This window comes from Cupriavidus sp. 09_S30, from assembly GCF_056930435.1.
In genome coordinates, this window is the sequence record NZ_JBXOWI010000002.1 from 801,236 (window position 1) to 816,911 (window position 15,676).

Genomic DNA, 15,676 nt, shown 5'->3' on the forward strand with positions numbered 1-15,676 from the left:
GGCGCACTGAGCCAGGCCTTCGCCGGGCGGAAGTGCCGTAGCGGGCGCCTCTGATCAGGGGCGGGCGCAGGGGGATGAGGGTCGCGCATGCCACTCCACGCGAAGGCGCCGGTGCTTCGCGCCCTGTGCGGCAGGGAACGCCCGGGGCTCCCTGTGGTCTATCCCTCGCATTCCATTACAATGTTGTCCCGCAGCAAGACGCAACTGATAGCGTTCTCTGCACTTTCTGTCCGCATGCGCGCCCTTTACCTGCTGCTCACCGCCGTCTGCCTTTGCCTGTTGTCCCTCGGGACGACGGTGTCGGCGCACGCCGCGGGCGGGACCTGTCAGACAGCCGCGCCGCATACCGCCAGCCTGATTGCATCCGATGGCGGTGCCCGGACCATGGACCGCGCAGCGGCGCTGGCCGATGCGGTCGACCTGGCGCTGCCCGGGGACATCTTCTCCGACAGCGAGCAGCCCGAGGCGGAGGATGAGCCGCCACGGTACTGCGATATCTGGGCAGCCGACTTGCTTGATCCACTCGATCTCCTGGACGAGATCGAGGAGTCCGGCGCCTTGTTTGCCGTTCCCCAGGTGCGCCTGTCCCTGGCGCTGGACGTTCCCCCGCTTTCCAGCCCCGCCTGCGCCGACGCGCCGGCCGCGGCCTGCTTCAAACCGCCCAGAGGCCTGTTGGCCTGAGGCGCCTGCCGGCGCCTGGTGCGCGCTGCACATCCGTGTGCCACGCGCGTGCCCGCGATTCCCGCTTTGCTGAATTCGCCGGATGGCCTGAGCGCATGAGCGCCTGAGGCCCGGCCCGCCCCATGGGGCGGGATGCATGCTTGCCGCCGCGCTACGCGGCGGGCGGCGTGCGCGCGGCCGTCCGGCCCGCATTCCCTGTCCATGAAGACCACAACGCTCGTTTTGACCGCGTCGCTGGCGCTCGGCTCGTCGCCGGCGCTCGCGGCCGGAGGGGCGGCTGCCGCCGCGCCGGCCTCCGCCCCAGGGGCCGCCGCTCCGGCGCACGCCACCACGTTCACGCTGCCCCAGCTGCTGTCGCTGGCGCAGTCCACCAACCAGGGCGCGGTCGCCGCGCAGGCCGGCGTCGACGCCGCCAGCGCCGCTATCGCCAGCGCCCGTGCCTACCCCAACCCGCAGGTGGAGGTGCTGTACGGCCGCCTGTCGCCGCGCACGTCCGGCGTCACTGGCGGCAGCGCGCCTACCTATGCCATCACGCAGAAGCTCGACTATCCGCAGCAGCGCAGCCTGCGCGAAGAGATGGCCCGGCGCCAGCTCGATGCCACCCAGGCGGGCCGGCAGGGCTGGCGCGCCGACCTGTCGGCAAGAGTCAAGCAGGCCTTCTACGAGACCCTGCGCCGCGAGAGCGAGCTGGCCGCCGCGCGCGAGGACCTCAACATGATGCGCCAGATCCATGCCCGGGCGCGGCTGCGCGTGGACGTGGGCGAGGCGCCTCGCTATGAGCTGATCAAGGCCGAGACGGAGCTGCTGGCGGCGCAGAAGACCAAGCAGGGCGCCCAACTGCGCGTGGAGCAGGCGCGCGCAGCGTTGCGCCAGCAGGTGGGCGGCGCCATGCCGGCCGGCTTCGCGCTCAGCGGCACGCTGGGCGAGGTGGTCGCGCTGCCGCCGCTGGCGCAGCTGCGCGACCGGCTCGGCAGCGACAGCGCGGAACTCACCCAGCGGCGCATGGAGCTGGAGCGCGCCAGCCTGGCGGTCGACTACCAGCGCTCGCTGCGGCTGCCCGAGGTGGCAATACGCGCCAGCAGCGAACGGCAGCCCGACAACACCGTCAACCAGATCGGCCTGACGCTGACCATCCCGCTGTGGGACCGCCGCAGCGGCCCCGTCAACGAGGCCGTGGCACAGGCCGCCCAGGCGCGCAGCACGCTGGAGGCGCGCGAGTTCGAGCTGGGCCAGGAGCTGGAGACCGCCTACCGCCAGATGGAGATCGCCCAGGCGCAGGCCACGGCGCTGGAGTCCGGCATCGTGCGCGAGGCCGAGGCGGCGCTGGCCGTGGCCGAGTCCGCCTACCGCTTCGGCGAGCGCGGCATCCTCGACTACATCGACGCGCAGCGCGTGCTGCGCGGCGCCCGCGGCGAGCTGATCACCGCCCAGTTCGAGCTGCAGCTCGCCGCCATCCAGATCGAGAAACTGCTGTCGACGGTGCCGTCGACGACCGCCCCTACGGAACCGAATTGACCATGCGCCCCAATTTCTCCCTTTCGCTGCTGGCCTGCGCCGCGGCATTCGCCCTGCTCGCCGGCTGCTCCGACGAGCCCGCCCCGGTGGCGGAACCCCCCAAGCTGCCGCCAGGCATCGTCAAGCCAGAAGGCACGCTGCAGCAGGCGCTGAAGGTGGCGCCGGTGGCCACCAGCGCCTTCAGCGAGATGCTGCGCGTGGCCGGACGCATCGACTTCGATGAGCAGCACATGGCGCGCATCGGCGCCAGCGTGACCGGCCGCGTGACCGATCTCTACGCCATGCTGGGCCAGGAAGTGAAGGCCGGCCAGGTGCTCGCGCGCCTGCACAGCAGCGAGCTGGGCGCGGCCCAGATGGCATTCCTGAAGGCCGAGGCCCAGACCGAGCTGCAGGCGCGCAATGCCGAGCGCGCGCGCCAGCTCTTCGCCGCCGATGTGATCGGCCGCGGCGAGCTGCAGCGGCGCGAGAGCGAGTACGCCATCGCCTCGGCCGAGATGCGCGCTTACCGTGACCAGTTGCGCGTGCTCGGCATGTCGCCCACGGCCATCGCCGCGCTGGCCAAGAGCGGCAGCATCGATTCCTATTCGCCGGTGTTCTCCAGTATCAGCGGCACCGTGGTGGAGCGCAATGTGGCGCAGGGCCAGGTGGTGCAGCCGGCCGACGCGCTCTATACCGTGGCCGACCTGTCGCGCGTCTGGGTGGTGGCGGAGGTGCCCGAGCAGCAGGCCGCGCTGGTGGCCGAGGGCCAGAGCGTGGACATCGAGGTGCCGTCGCTGGCCAATGGTGCGGGGCGCAACCGCATCACCGGCAAGCTGATCTATGTGGGCCGCGTGGTCAATCCGCAATCCCGCACGGTGCTGGTGCGCACCGAGCTGGAGAACAAGGAAGGGCGGCTCAAGCCCGCCATGCTGGCGAGCATGCTGATCGCCAGCAAGCCGGTCGAGCAGCTCGTGGTGCCGGAGTCGGCCATCGTGCGCGACGGCGGCGACGAGCTGGTCTACGTGGAGCAGCCCGGCGGCCAGTACCGGCTGACCAAGCTCAAGCTCGGCGCCGAGAGCGACGGCATGCGCGTGGTGCAGGGCGGAGTCAAGGCGGGCGAGCGCATCGTGGTGGACGGCGCCTTCCACCTCGACAACGAGCGCAAGCGCCTCGAGCAGGGGTAAGCCGCCATGATCCAATCCCTAGTACAAGCCGCCATCAAGCAGCGGCTGGTGGTGTGCGTGATCGCCGCAGTGCTGTTCTTCTTCGGCCTGAACGCCGCGACCAAGCTGTCGGTGGACGCCTTCCCCGACGTGACCAACGTGCAGGTGCAGATCGCCACCGAGGCGGTGGGCCGCTCGCCCGAGGAAGTGGAGCGCTTCGTCACCGTGCCGGTGGAAATGGCCATGACCGGCCTGCCCGGCCTGGAGGAGATGCGCTCGCTGAACAAGCCCGGGCTGTCGCTGATCACGCTCGTCTTCACCGACGCGACCGACGTCTACTTCGCCCGGCAACTGGTGATGGAGCGGCTGATCGAGGTCGGAGGGCGCATGCCGGAGGGCGTGAGCCCGGTGCTCGGCCCGGTCTCCACCGGCCTGGGCGAGGTCTACCAATACACGTTGGACCACCCCGACGACGGCGCGCGCGAGCTGACGCAGGACGAGCTGGCCGAGCGCCGCGTCGCCCAGGACTGGGTGGTTCGCCCGCTGCTGCGCTCGATTCCCGGTGTGGCCGAGATCAACTCGCAGGGCGGCTACGTCAGGCAGTACCAGGCGCTGGTCAACCCTGACCGCATGCGCCACTACCAGGTCTCGATCCAGCAGGTCTATGAGGCGCTGGCGCGCAACAACGCCAACTCGGGCGGCGGCGTACTGCCGCACTATGCCGAGCAATACCTGATCCGCGGCGTGGGCCTGGTGCGCAGCCTGGACGATATCGGCAGCATCGTGCTCAAGGAAATCGACGGCACGCCGGTCTACCTGCGCGACGTGGCCGAGGTCAGGATCGGCCATGAGGTGCGCCAGGGCGCGCTGATCAAGAACGGCCAGACCGAGGCCGTTGGCGGCATCGTGATGATGATGCGCGGCGGCAACGCCAAGGAAGTGGTGAGCCGCGTCAAGGAACGCGTGGCGGAGATCAATGCGCGCGGCATGCTGCCCGGCAAGCTGCAGATCGTGCCTTACTACGACCGCAGCGAACTGGTGGACGCCGCGCTGTGGACGGTGACCAAGGTGCTGCTCGAAGGGGTGGTGCTGGTCGTGATCGTGCTGTTCCTGTTCCTGGGCGACGTGCGCTCCTCCATCATCGTGCTGGCCACGCTGGTGCTGACGCCCTTGCTGACCTTCGTGGTCATGAACCAGGTGGGGCTGTCGGCCAACCTGATGTCGCTGGGCGGGCTCGCCATCGCCATCGGCCTGATGGTGGACGGCTCGGTGGTGGTGGTGGAGAACGCCTTCGAGCGGCTCGGCCACCGCGACAAGCTGGGCCTCAGCAAGACCGAGATCCTGGTCAAGGCGGTGGGCGAGGTGGCCACGCCGGTGATCGTAGGTGTGGGCATCATCATCCTGGTGTTCCTGCCGCTGATGACGCTGAGCGGCATGGAAGGCAAGATGTTCGCGCCGCTGGCGTTCACCATCTCGATCGCACTGGCGATTTCGCTGTTCCTCTCGCTGACGCTGTCGCCGGTGCTGTCCGCCTACCTGCTCAAGGGCGGGGCGGAGCACGACACGCGCGTGATCGCCTTCCTCAAGCGCCATTACCTGCGCCTGCTGCACTGGGCGCTGGCCAACAGCCGCAAGACGGTGATGTGCGCGGTCGGCGCCTTCGTCGCGGCGATCGCGGTGGTGCCGCTGCTGGGCAGCTCCTTCATCCCCGAGATGAAGGAGGGTTCGATCGTGCCGGCGCTGGACCGCGTGCCCAATATCTCGCTGGAAGAATCGATCAAGCTGGAGAAGGAGGCCAACAGGCTGGTGCTGTCGGTGCCCGGCGTCAAGTCGGTGGTGTCCGGCGTGGGCCGCGGCGAGAGCCCGGCCGACCCGCAGGGCCAGAACGAGTCTACCCCGATCGCCAGCCTCAAGGACCGCGACGAGTGGCCCGACGGCTGGACCCAGGACGATATCGCCAACGCTATCCGCGACAAGCTGAAGGCCATCCCCGGCGTGCAGATCGTGATGGCCCAGCCCATCTCCGACAGAGTCGACGAGATGGTCAGCGGCGTGCGCTCCGACGTCGCCGTCAAGGTGTTCGGCGACGACCTCGGCAAGCTGCGCGAACTGGCCGGCGAGATCGCGCGGGTGGCGGGCGGCATCAAGGGCTCGCAGGACATCCGCATCGAGCGCGTGACCGGGCAGCAGTACCTGTCGATCGAAATCGACCGCCAGGCGATCGCGCGCTACGGCCTCAATGTCTCCGACATCCACGACCTCATCGAGATCGCTATCGGCGGCAAGCGCGCCACCGACATCTTCGAGGGCGAGCGCCGCTTCAGCGCCGCGGTGCGCCTGCCCGAAGCCTTCCGCGACAATGTGCAGACCATCCGCCAGTTGCTGGTGACGGCGCCGGACGGCGTGCAGGTACCGCTGCAGAGCGTGGCCCGCATCGAGGTCAACGACGGCCCGGCCCAGATCAGCCGCGAGATGGCCAAGCGCCGCGTAGTGGTAATGATCAACGTCAAGGACCGCGACCTGGGCGGCTTCGTCGCCGAGCTGCAACAGGCCGCCGCCACCAAGGTCAAGCTGCCGGAGGGCTACTACCTGGAGTGGGGCGGGCAGTTCCAGAACCTGGAGCGGGCCATGGGCCACCTGAAGATCATCGTGCCGGTCACCATCGCGGCGATCTTCTTCCTGCTGTTCCTGCTGTTCAACTCACTGCGCCTGGCCACGCTGATCATCACCGTGCTGCCCTTCGCCTCGATCGGCGGCGTGATCGGCCTGTTCGTCACCGGCGAATACCTGTCGGTGCCGGCCTCGGTGGGCTTTATCGCGCTGTGGGGCATGGCAGTGCTCAACGGCGTGGTGCTGGTGTCCTACATCCGCAGCCAGCGCGATGCCGGCGTGCCCCTGTCCGAGGCCGTGACGATGGGCGCAACCCAGCGCTTCCGCCCGGTGATGATGACCGCCACCATCGCCATGCTGGGCCTGGTGCCCTTCCTGTTCTCGAACGGGCCGGGCTCCGAGGTGCAGCGCCCGCTGGCGGTGGTGGTGATCGGCGGGCTGATCACATCGACGCTGCTGACGCTGGTGATGGTGCCGGTGCTGTACCGCTGGTTTGACGACAAGAAGGAGGATCCGGCGCGGGGTGGGCCGGTGTAGCGGGGCAGCCCGCCAGCAAAGACGCCGCGTTTGCGGCGTCTTTGCTTTGGTCTGCGGGCTTTGTCTGCGGGAACGGCGCGGGAAACGAAAATGGGCGATACGATGCGCGCGCGGGTGGTCGCCAAAGGACTGACGAGTCGCCTGCACCGGAACGAAAACATCTACGGCCAGCTCAAGCGCCATCACGGCGATTTGCTCGACAGCCTGGGATCGACGATGGCGGCGATCGCGACAGACGTCAATCGCTCGGCAACCGCGCGTACATCTGAAAATTGCCGGGCGTGCCGCGGATCATCCGATACGCGCGGAGAAGCCCTTCGTATCGATAGCGGGATTTCTGCAGAACGCGGGTCGAGGCGACGTTGGTGTCGAGCACGACGCCCTGGATACGCACGAATCCATATTCTGCGAACGCCCAATCCGTGACGGCGGCGCAGACCGCGCTCGCGACGCCGCGCCCCCAATGAGACGGCGCGAGGTCATACGCGATTTCCGCGGAGCGGTTGATGCAGGAAACGGTGTGAAACCCTATCGTGCCGACGAGCACGCCGTCGGCATCGTCGACGATCGCGAGCCGCCGGATCGAATCGTCCGCCGCCGCTTCGAAGCCGTCGAACAGCGGCAGCAGATCCTGCGCGGACGCAAGGTTCCAGCTCGTGTGTCGGACGACGTCCGGGTTCGACAGGTACGCATGCCACGCACCCAGATCGGCGCGCTCCAGTTGCCGGAGTGACAGGCCCGGATAGCCGGCGCCGGGCGGGGATTTAATTCTCATCGCAGCATCTCGTCGATCGGAGCATCGCGGCATTCTACTGCGTACTGCGCCGCACTAACCAGACTCCGGCGGCGCGGATGCCGGCCCGAGGGGGTGCGTCGGCATGTGAATTTTCAGGCAGGCCTGCGGGGAGGCACCTCGCCCTTGCTGCGCCACCGCAAACCGTTCGGAATGAGTTGCTTCTGTGATCCGACGGTAGCAACCCGCATGCGTGCTCAAATAGCGGTAGACAATCGCGACCGAGTCCTCACCGTCCGCGTGGCTAAAGCGAATATCGCCACGCGAAAGCGCGGCCAGCATGATTTCCCGTGCGAAAGATGGGTCGATCAGCGACAAAGGCTCTCCTGAAGAGCGGCGATGGCCTGCTTGCCGCGCTTCCCCTACTTGCCCCAGCGCAGCACCAGCGGATCCAGCCGGCGCGCGGTCTCCAGCAGCCCCGCGCGTATCGCCGGATGCAGCGGCGGCCACGGATGCCGCCCGGCCTCGCAGGCAATCACCCCGCCTGCCTGCATCAGCGCTTTGGCTGCCAGAAAGCCGGCCTGCCGGTTCTCGTAGTTGATCAGCGGAAGCCAGCGCTGGTAGTGGGCGAAGGCCAGCTCCCGGTCGCCGCGGCGGTGAGCCTCGATGATCGGCCGGATGCCGTCAGCGTAGGCGCCGCCGGTCATGGCACCGGTGGCGCCAGCGTCCAGGTCAGCCAGCAGGGTGATCGCCTCCTCGCCGTCCCACGGCCCTTCAACCGCTTCGCCGCCGAGGCGAATCATTTCGCGCAGCTTGCCCGCGGCGCCGGCGGTCTCGATCTTGAAGTAGGCGACCTGCTCGATCTGCTGGGCCATGCTGGCCAGCAAGGGCGCGGACAGTGCCGTGCCGCTGGCCGGCGCGTCCTGGATCATGATGGGGATCGAGAGCGCATCCGACAGCCGGGCGAAGAAGGCGAAGATCTCCGCCTCCGGCACGCGGAAGGTGGCACCGTGGTAGGGCGGCATCACCATCACCATGGCCGCGCCCATGTCCTGCGCGCGGCGGCTGCGTTCGGCGCACACGCGCGTGCTGGCGTGGCTAGTGGTGACGATGACCGGCACGCGGCCGGCCACGTGCTCCAGAGCGATGCGGGTCAAGAGCTCCCGCTCCGCGTCGGCGAGCAGGAACTGCTCCGAGAAGTTGGCGAGGATGCAGATGCCGTCCACGCCAGAGTCGATCATGAAGTCCAGGCAGCGCCGCTGGCTGTCGAGATCGAGCGCGCCGTCTTCAGTGAAGGTGGTGGGCGCCACCGGAAAGATGCCCCGGTAGCGTGGCTGAGAGCGGGTGGCCATGCGCGGTCTCACTCGATGATGTCGAACTGGTCGAGGTACTCGGTCTTGAGCGTCAGGCCCAGGCCCGGCACGTCGTCGCCTAGTTGCAGGAAGCCGTTGTCCGCGACGGGTTCTCCGTCGAAGATGTAGTAGAAGAGCTCGTTGCCGATCTCCACGTCGAAGACCGGGAAGTACTCACTCATCGGCGCGGCGGTCGAGCTCATCGTGAGGTGGTAGTTGTGCATCTGGCCGGCATGGGGAATGGCCGGCACCGAGTACGCCTCGCACAAGGCATTGATCTTGTGTGCGGCGGTGATTCCGCCGACCCGGTTGGTGTCGTACTGCACCACGCTGACGGCGCGACGGTCCAGCAGCTGCTTGATGCTGTGCAGGCCGAACTCGTGCTCGCCGCCGGAGATGGGGATGGAGCCCAGGCGGTTCAGCTCGGCGTAGCCGTCGATATCGTCGGCGATCACCGGTTCTTCCAGCCAGCGGGGCTGGAAACGTTCCAGCTTGGGCAGGATGCGTTTGGCGTACTCCAGGTTCCAGCCCATGTAGCACTCGAGCATCAGGTCATTGTCGTAGCCGATCACCTCGCGTATCGCCTCGACCGACTTCAGGTTCTCCACCACGCCGCGCTGCAGGTGCGCAGGCCCGTAGCCGAAACGCATCTTGAATGCGGTGAAGCCTTGGTCCAGCCAGGTCTGTGCCTCGCGCTGCATGGCGTCGAGGTCGGTGCGGTAGAGCTTGGAGTAGTAGCAGGGGATCTTCTCCTTGGTGCGCCCGCCCAGCAGCTTGAACACCGGCTTGCCCACGGCCTTGCCGAGGATGTCCCAGATAGCGATGTCGACCGCGGAGATGGCGGCCATGCCCACGCCCTTGCGGCCCCAGGCAAGCGTGCTGCGGTACATGCGCTGCCACAGGTACTCGTAGTCCCACGGGTCCTGGCCGATCACCAGCGGCGCCAGGTACTGGTCGATGATGGCCTTGGCGATGGCAGGCGCCAGCGCCACGTTGCCCAGGCCCACGATGCCGGTGTCAGTCTCGATCTCGACCACGGTCCAGGCGTGGAAGCGGAAGGTGTGCATGGTTTCCTGCGGGGCATAGAGCAGGTCCATGGCGTTGGTGCAGAAATTGGCCTGCGGTGGCACGGTCTTGCCTTTCCATTGGAAAACGCGGGCGCGGACGGAGCGGATTTTCATGGAAGTCTCGGCTGGTGGAGAGTGTCGGTGGCTCGGTGGCTCGGGGTGGGGGCGGCGTCAGGCGATGGTGGCGGCGCGCAGGCGATGGCCGGCGCCCATGCGGCAGGCGATCTGGAAGGCTTGCCAGGTCGCTTCGGCGTTGGCCGCGCCGCGCCCGGCGATGTCGTAGGCGGTGCCGTGGGCCGGCGTGGTGATCGGGATCGGCAGTCCGCCCTGCACGGTCACGCCGCGCGAGAAACCTAGCAGCTTGATCGCGATCTGACCCTGGTCGTGGTACATCGTGACCACGGCCTGGTATTCGCCCGCCTGCGCCTTGAGGAAGATGGTGTCGGCGGGGAAGGGACCATGGAAGGGTGCCTCGCTCGGCCAGTCGCGCGTCTGCAGCGCGCGCACGGCCGGGGTGATGATGTCGATCTCCTCGCGGCCGCACATGCCGCCGTCGCCGCCGTGCGGATTGAAGGCAGCGATCGCCACCTTGGGCGCGGCCACGCCGTTGGCCAGCAGCGCGCGGTAGATCAGCTCGGCGGCCTGCTCGATGCGCTCCACGCTCAGGTAGCGGGCCACGTCCTTGAGCGGCACGTGGGACGACAGGCGCGAGGTCCAGAGCTCGCCCAGTGTATTGAACTCGCAGAAGTAGCCGGTCACGCCGAGGTACTCCGCGAAGTGGTGCAGTTCGTCCTCGTGGCGCAGGCCGCCCAGCTTCATCGCGTGCTTGTTGAGCGGCGCGAAGCAGATTGCGTCAATGTCGCCGGCCAGCGTGGCGTCCATGCAGCGGTCCAGCACCTGCAGCACTGAGCGGCCGCCGGCCGCGCCGGGCTGGCCGCGGCTGACCTCGCCGGGCGCGACAGTGTCCAGCGCGAGGAAGGCCGGCCGTCGCGCCCCCGCTGCGCGCGGGCTGCGCAGTCGCAGCGCGGCGAAGCTCTCGACGGCGTCGGTGGCGACCTCGACGCCGGCCACCCGCTGGCCGTCCTGCCAGAGCCAGCGGTCGCCTACCACGACGATGTCGGCGAGCGCGCCTGCCTCGGGCCTGGCCAGCAGGCGCGCGATCAGTTCGGGGCCGATGCCGGCGGGGTCGCCCAGGGTCAGTGCGACGACCGGCAGGGGGCTATGTGTCATGGAATCAGTCCACCCGGATGTTGTGTTTGCGGATCAGTTCGCCGTAGCGGCGGTATTCGGCGGCATGGAAGTCCATGAACTGCTGTTGCGTCATGGGCGCGATCTCCGCGCCGATGCCGGCCAGGCGCGTGGCGACAGCCGGCGAGGCGAGCACGGTGTTGAGGGCGTCGTGCACCTTGTCCTGTACTGCCTTCGGCGTGGACGCCGGCATGTAGATGCCATACCAGGCGCTGATCTCCACGCCCGGCACGCCGGCCTCGGCCAGCGTCGGCACGTCGGGCAATTGCGTGCTCCGGTGGCCGGCCGCGATGGCCAGCGCGCGGATCTTGCCGTTGCGGATCTGCCCCAGCACCGAGGGCATGGTGTCGAAGTTCATCTGCACCTGGCCACCGATCAGGTCCATCAGCGCCGGCCCGCTGCTGCGATAGGGCACGTGCGAGAGGCGCACGCCGGCAGCATCCTGGAACAGTACCGCGGCGATCTGCTGGGTGCTGCCGGTGCCGCTGCTGGCGAAGTTGATCTGGCCGGGCTGCTGCCTGGCGAGCTTGACCAGGGCCTGCACCGAGTCGGCCGGCACCGACTTGCCCACCACCAGCACGTTGGGCACGGCGCAGGCGAAAGCCACCGGCACCAGGTCGCGGTTGCTGTCGTAGCCGAGCTTGAGCAGGTGCGGCGCGATGGCATGGGCGGTGACCACGCCCATCACCATGGTATGGCCGTCGGTGGCCTTGGCGGTGGCGTCGGCCGCCAGCGTGTTGGAGGCGCCGGGTTTGTTTTCCACCACGACCGGCTGGTGCAGCAACTGGGCGAGCGGATCGGCGACCGCTCGGGCCACCGCGTCAGTGCCGCCGCCGGGAGCCGAGCCCACCAGGATGCGCAAGGGGCGGGTGGGCCATTGCTGCGCCCCTGCGGCTGTCGCGGCGAGCGCGAGCATGCCGGCGAGCGCCATCGCCAGGACCTTCTTCATCATGTGTCTCCCGGTATTTTTGTGGTGTGCAGCGATGAATCGGTAACGCCATGTTAGGGAGGCGAATGATTTCGGTAAACTGAAAGCTCTTGATCAATTGATAACCTGAGGTAATCGATCTTGGGCTCCATCGACCCGCGTGATTCCACACCGCTGCTGCTCAACCGGCTGCGCATGCGCCAGGTGGCGCTGCTGCTGGCCGTGGACGACTGCAAGACCCTGCGCGCTGCCGCCGCCCGCCTCGGCATGACCCAGCCGGCCGCGACCAAGATGCTGCAGGAACTGGAGGATGCGCTGGGCCTGCGCCTGTTCGAGCGGGTGGGGCGCGGGCTCGCGCTGAATGCGGCGGGAGAGCGCGTACTAGGCTACTTCCGCGGCATACGAGGGAGCATGGAGGCGCTCAACCGCGACCTGTCCGAGTTGCGGCTGGGCAGCGCCGGGCGCTTCTGCGTGGGCAGCATCATGGCGGCATCCCCGGGCCGACTGACCGAAGCGCTGGTGGGGCTGAAGACGGAGTTCCCGCTGTTGGGGGTGGAGATTGCGGTGGATACCAGCGATCGTCTGCTGGCCCAGTTGCGCGACGGCGTGCTGGAAGTGGTGGTGGGGCGGCGCGTGGCGCAGGACGGCCAGCCGGATTGCGATTTTCGTCCAATCGACGACGAGGCCCTGTCGGTGGTGGTGGGCAACCATCACCCGCTGGCCGGAAGGCAGCGCGTCGCCTTCCATGACCTGCTGGGCTTTCCCTGGATCATCCAGCCTGTGGGAAGCCCGATGCGCGAGGTGATCGAGCGCGAGTTCCGCGACCACCACGCGCCGCTGCCGCTCGGACTGGTGGAGACCGGCTCCATTCTGACCACGGTCAACCTGATCCGGCGCTCCGACATGATCGGGGTGGTTCCGGCCGCCGTGGCGCAACGGGACGCGGAGCACGGCGTGCTGCGCATCGTGGCCTATCAGATCCGGCAGAAGCTCGCTGCCTACGGCAGCATCGTGCGGCGCGACCGGCCGCCCACCGCCGCTGCGCTGCGTTTCCTGTCCTTGCTGCACGATCGGACGTAGCCACGGCCGCTCGCCGAATGCATGCTGAACCAGTGCTTCCCCGGCGCCGCCGCGGCACGTCGCCCGCGCCTCCCGCCGCGCGCAGCAGTGATTCAGTGCGCCGCCACGGTGGCCAGCTCGGACAGGTGGCCCGGGAGGCTGCCTGCATCGGCGGCGGCGTTCACATGATCGAAATAGCCATACCAGCCGCTGGCCTCGATGCCGGCCAGCAGCGCGTCGCGAGCATGCCGGTCTGGACAGCGCCAGATGCCGAGGAAGCGGTGCGGGCTGGCCTGCCGCAGGTCCGGCTCGGCCGGGCCCAGTGCCAACGCCTCGATACCGAGCGCCGACAGCGCGCCCATGCCGGCGCGGATGCCATTGAGGAAGCGTTGGCGCGCCTCGGCCGGCAGGGCCAGCCAGGCGGCCTTGGGCGTGGGGGGGCATGGCGGCTCCTCTGGACAGTTCAGTTTGCTAGGTTAGGAAGGCTGCGCTCGGCATTTCACCGCGTGACAAGGCGGCGAGCACATCCAGGGTGATCTCGGCGACGCGGGTGGCCCCCACGCTTACTTCGCTGCGCCTTCGCGCTGCGCGGCGATGCCGGCGGCGGCCTTGGCGAGCAGCGCTGCCAGCTGGCGGCGCTCATCGGGCAACAGGCCGCCGAACAGCCCGGCGATCCAGCGGCCATGCTGGTCGAACACGGTGCGGGCGAGCTGCCTGCCCTTGGGGGTCAGGCGCACGCGCAGCGCGCGCCGGTCATCGGCAACGGCCTGCCGCTCAGCCAGGCCGTCGCGCTCCAGGCCGTCGAGCAGGCGTGTGCGCCCGCCTGGACCTCCGCCCCTGCCCGGAGCCCTCTTGCTCCCGCTGCGACCACTACGCGAGCTGCCATGGGGTGGAGTTGCCGGCAGCGCGTCTGGCGGTCCCGCTGGTGTCTGGCTGAGCGCCGTCGGGCGGATGCCGGCCCGTTGGGGTGCGTCAGGATGTGATTTTTCAGGCAGGCCTGCGGGGAAGGTACCTCGTTCTTGCTGCGCCACCGCAAAAAGCTCTTGACTATCTACCTATCAGTAGATAATATCGTGTCCATGGATCGCTGCTTCCCTTCCCACAGAACACGGGAAGGCCGAAAAAGAGGATCCAGCGCGACATCGGGGATTTCCCCGTTTTTTCAGGACCGGTTATCTATCTACACATAGATACCTGACCGGCCCGGCCCGAAGAGCCGCGCCGCTGACTAACCGGATCCCGTTCGCGTGGATTCTCAAGATGAATGGAGAGCATCATGAGCACCAACAAGACCTTCACCAAGACCCTGATCACTGCCGCCGCGCTGGCCGCCGCCCTGCTGGGCGGTCAGGCTTACGCCTCGGGCCCCAAGGACAGCGGCGTCGCCGGCGACCGCTACGGCTACGTCTTCCGCGGCAATGAAGCGCGCAGCGTCTATACCGACGGCGCCAAGCTGGGCAAGGTTGACCCGTTCACCGACGGCGCGAAGTTCGGCAAGTTCGACCCGTACACGGACGGCACCCGCACGGTGGCGGGCCTGGACCGCACGGGCGTGTCGTCGACGCCGGCGCGCCAGGCCGACCCGTACACCGACGGCGCCAAGTTTGGCAAGTTCGACCCGTACACGGATGGCACCCGCACGGTGGCGGGCCTGGACCGTAGCGGCGTGTCGTCGTCGCCGGCGCGTCAGTTCGACCCGTACACCGACGGCGCCAAGGTCGGCAAGTTCGACCCCTACACGGACGGCACCCGCATGGTGGCGGGCCTGGACCGCACGAGTGTGTCGTCGACGCCGGCGCGCCAGGCCGATCCCTACACCGACGGCGCCAAGGTCGGCAAGTATGACCCGTACACCGATGGCGCCAAGGCCGGCAGGTTCGATCCGTACACCGACGGCGCGCTTGCTTGAGATGGAAGAGGGAAGGAGCGCCGGCCGAGGGCCGGCGCTCCTCCGGTAAACCGGAGAACACACCATGAGACTGCGAGACAGCATTCTGATCCTGACCGGCTGGGTGGGCCTGTGCTTGCTCAGCGGCTCGCTGGTGACCTTGGCGGCACAGGTGCTGCCGGCATGAGCGGGGCGGGCGGGTATCTTGTGCATCTGCACATGCGATATGCTTGAGGCTCTATCGATAGATAGATAAGATCGCACCATGAAAACCCAAACCGTACGTGAACAACTGCTCGAGCACACGCTGGCGCTGATCCGCCGCCGCGGGGTGAACGGCTTCAGCTACCGCGACCTGGCCGAACTGGTCGGGGTGAAGACGTCGAGCATCCATTACTACTTCCCCTCCAAGGACGATCTGGTGCTGGAGGCGGTCAAGGAGTACAACGCGCGCGTGCTGGAACGCATGAAGGCGGTGGATGCCCTGGAGGCGCCACAGGACCAGGCGCGTGCCTATCTGGAGGCCCTGCGGACCGCCGCCTGCGGCAGCGACCAGATCTGCCTGGCCGGCATGCTGTCGAACGAGGCGCTGAGCCTGTCCGAGGATGCGCAGGCCGTGGTCCGTGAGTTCTTCCGTGCCCAGGAGTTGAGGATGGCGAGGATGCTGGAGCGCGCGCAGCAGGCTTACGGCAAGGTGCTGCCGGCGCCGCCGCTGGCACTGGCACAGGTGCTCTATGCCGCCTTGCAGAGCGCGGTGGTGTCGAACCGCCTGTTCGGCACAGCCGAGCGGCTCGAGGCGGCTGGCAAGCTGCTGATTGCCTACACGTCGCCCGATCCGGTGACGGAGGCGGTCGACGCTGCGGTGGCCTGAGGTCTGGCTGCGGCAAGGCAAGTCCTTGCCTCCAGAAAGCCAGGG

General features: G+C 68.3%; 15 protein-coding genes. 7 read left to right on the top strand and 8 right to left on the bottom strand.

Going from position 1 to position 15,676, the window contains the following annotated elements:
- The first annotated feature begins 87 nt into the window (after window positions 1–87).
- From AC1Z3O_RS23770 to AC1Z3O_RS23785, 4 genes are all read left to right on the top strand, one after another.
- Window positions 88–681, top strand: coding sequence for a cobalt-zinc-cadmium resistance protein (locus AC1Z3O_RS23770; RefSeq protein ID WP_483518322.1), 594 nt, complete (start codon window positions 88–90; stop codon window positions 679–681).
- A gap of 201 nt (window positions 682–882) precedes the next feature.
- The gene (locus tag AC1Z3O_RS23775; protein WP_483518323.1) at window positions 883–2,196 is read left to right on the top strand and encodes a TolC family protein; all 1,314 of its coding nucleotides are present in this window, start codon (window positions 883–885) and stop codon (window positions 2,194–2,196) included.
- A 2-nt stretch (window positions 2,197–2,198) separates the two neighbouring features.
- Window positions 2,199–3,359 carry an efflux RND transporter periplasmic adaptor subunit gene (locus AC1Z3O_RS23780; protein ID WP_483518324.1) on the top strand — a complete coding sequence of 387 codons (1,161 nt, stop codon included), beginning with the start codon at window positions 2,199–2,201 and terminating at the stop codon, window positions 3,357–3,359.
- A gap of 6 nt (window positions 3,360–3,365) precedes the next feature.
- A complete protein-coding gene (locus AC1Z3O_RS23785) occupies window positions 3,366–6,485 on the top strand; it encodes an efflux RND transporter permease subunit (RefSeq protein ID WP_483518325.1) in 3,120 nt (1,039 codons plus the stop codon).
- Between the two features lie 238 nt (window positions 6,486–6,723).
- On the opposite strand, the gene AC1Z3O_RS23790 is transcribed toward AC1Z3O_RS23785, so the two are convergent.
- Genes AC1Z3O_RS23790 through AC1Z3O_RS23815 form a run of 6 tightly spaced genes read right to left on the bottom strand, consistent with a single transcriptional unit; the run spans window position 6,724 to window position 11,816 of the window.
- Window positions 6,724–7,260 (bottom strand): GNAT family N-acetyltransferase, encoded by a 537-nt coding sequence (locus AC1Z3O_RS23790; RefSeq protein ID WP_483518326.1) that lies wholly within the window; start codon window positions 7,258–7,260, stop codon window positions 6,724–6,726.
- 54 nt (window positions 7,261–7,314) lie between these two features.
- On the bottom strand, window positions 7,315–7,596 hold the full coding sequence (locus AC1Z3O_RS23795; protein WP_483518327.1) for a hypothetical protein: 282 nt from the start codon (window positions 7,594–7,596) through the stop codon (window positions 7,315–7,317).
- Window positions 7,597–7,640: 44 nt separating this feature from the next.
- Window positions 7,641–8,570 carry a dihydrodipicolinate synthase family protein gene (locus AC1Z3O_RS23800; protein ID WP_483518328.1) on the bottom strand — a complete coding sequence of 310 codons (930 nt, stop codon included), beginning with the start codon at window positions 8,568–8,570 and terminating at the stop codon, window positions 7,641–7,643.
- Between the two features lie 8 nt (window positions 8,571–8,578).
- Window positions 8,579–9,751 (bottom strand): L-rhamnonate dehydratase, encoded by a 1,173-nt coding sequence (locus tag AC1Z3O_RS23805; protein ID WP_483518329.1) that lies wholly within the window; start codon window positions 9,749–9,751, stop codon window positions 8,579–8,581.
- A 57-nt stretch (window positions 9,752–9,808) separates the two neighbouring features.
- The gene (locus tag AC1Z3O_RS23810) at window positions 9,809–10,867 is read right to left on the bottom strand and encodes a 4-hydroxythreonine-4-phosphate dehydrogenase PdxA (protein WP_483518330.1); all 1,059 of its coding nucleotides are present in this window, start codon (window positions 10,865–10,867) and stop codon (window positions 9,809–9,811) included.
- A 4-nt stretch (window positions 10,868–10,871) separates the two neighbouring features.
- Window positions 10,872–11,816 (bottom strand): Bug family tripartite tricarboxylate transporter substrate binding protein, encoded by a 945-nt coding sequence (locus tag AC1Z3O_RS23815; protein ID WP_483521948.1) that lies wholly within the window; start codon window positions 11,814–11,816, stop codon window positions 10,872–10,874.
- Window positions 11,817–11,954: 138 nt separating this feature from the next.
- On the opposite strand from AC1Z3O_RS23815, the gene AC1Z3O_RS23820 reads away from it, so the two are divergent.
- Window positions 11,955–12,893, top strand: coding sequence for a LysR family transcriptional regulator (locus AC1Z3O_RS23820; protein WP_483518331.1), 939 nt, complete (start codon window positions 11,955–11,957; stop codon window positions 12,891–12,893).
- A 92-nt stretch (window positions 12,894–12,985) separates the two neighbouring features.
- On the opposite strand, the gene AC1Z3O_RS23825 is transcribed toward AC1Z3O_RS23820, so the two are convergent.
- Together AC1Z3O_RS23825 and AC1Z3O_RS23830 are read right to left on the bottom strand one after the other, a co-directional pair.
- Window positions 12,986–13,339 carry a DUF6616 family protein gene (locus AC1Z3O_RS23825; RefSeq protein ID WP_483521950.1) on the bottom strand — a complete coding sequence of 118 codons (354 nt, stop codon included), beginning with the start codon at window positions 13,337–13,339 and terminating at the stop codon, window positions 12,986–12,988.
- A 96-nt stretch (window positions 13,340–13,435) separates the two neighbouring features.
- The gene (locus AC1Z3O_RS23830) at window positions 13,436–13,609 is read right to left on the bottom strand and encodes a hypothetical protein (protein WP_483518332.1); all 174 of its coding nucleotides are present in this window, start codon (window positions 13,607–13,609) and stop codon (window positions 13,436–13,438) included.
- 539 nt (window positions 13,610–14,148) lie between these two features.
- Here AC1Z3O_RS23830 and AC1Z3O_RS23835 point away from each other — a divergent pair.
- Window positions 14,149–14,781: a copper resistance protein CopQ gene (locus tag AC1Z3O_RS23835; RefSeq protein ID WP_483518333.1), complete on the top strand. Its 633-nt coding sequence runs from the start codon at window positions 14,149–14,151 to the stop codon at window positions 14,779–14,781.
- Window positions 14,782–15,025: 244 nt separating this feature from the next.
- The gene (locus AC1Z3O_RS23840) at window positions 15,026–15,631 is read left to right on the top strand and encodes a TetR/AcrR family transcriptional regulator (RefSeq protein ID WP_483518334.1); all 606 of its coding nucleotides are present in this window, start codon (window positions 15,026–15,028) and stop codon (window positions 15,629–15,631) included.
- The last annotated feature ends 45 nt before the right edge of the window (window positions 15,632–15,676 follow it).

Bases quoted from the DNA above. Each gene is read 5' to 3' on its own strand.
- AC1Z3O_RS23770 (WP_483518322.1), top strand. From the start codon at position 88: ATGCCACTCCACGCGAAGGCGCCGGTGCTTCGCGCCCTGTGCGGCAGG.
- AC1Z3O_RS23775 (WP_483518323.1), top strand. From the start codon at position 883: ATGAAGACCACAACGCTCGTTTTGACCGCGTCGCTGGCGCTCGGCTCG.
- AC1Z3O_RS23780 (WP_483518324.1), top strand. From the start codon at position 2,199: ATGCGCCCCAATTTCTCCCTTTCGCTGCTGGCCTGCGCCGCGGCATTC.
- AC1Z3O_RS23785 (WP_483518325.1), top strand. From the start codon at position 3,366: ATGATCCAATCCCTAGTACAAGCCGCCATCAAGCAGCGGCTGGTGGTG.
- AC1Z3O_RS23790 (WP_483518326.1), bottom strand. From the start codon at position 7,260: ATGAGAATTAAATCCCCGCCCGGCGCCGGCTATCCGGGCCTGTCACTC.
- AC1Z3O_RS23800 (WP_483518328.1), bottom strand. From the start codon at position 8,570: ATGGCCACCCGCTCTCAGCCACGCTACCGGGGCATCTTTCCGGTGGCG.
- AC1Z3O_RS23805 (WP_483518329.1), bottom strand. From the start codon at position 9,751: ATGAAAATCCGCTCCGTCCGCGCCCGCGTTTTCCAATGGAAAGGCAAG.
- AC1Z3O_RS23810 (WP_483518330.1), bottom strand. From the start codon at position 10,867: ATGACACATAGCCCCCTGCCGGTCGTCGCACTGACCCTGGGCGACCCC.
- AC1Z3O_RS23815 (WP_483521948.1), bottom strand. From the start codon at position 11,816: ATGGCGCTCGCCGGCATGCTCGCGCTCGCCGCGACAGCCGCAGGGGCG.
- AC1Z3O_RS23835 (WP_483518333.1), top strand. From the start codon at position 14,149: ATGAGCACCAACAAGACCTTCACCAAGACCCTGATCACTGCCGCCGCG.
- AC1Z3O_RS23840 (WP_483518334.1), top strand. From the start codon at position 15,026: ATGAAAACCCAAACCGTACGTGAACAACTGCTCGAGCACACGCTGGCG.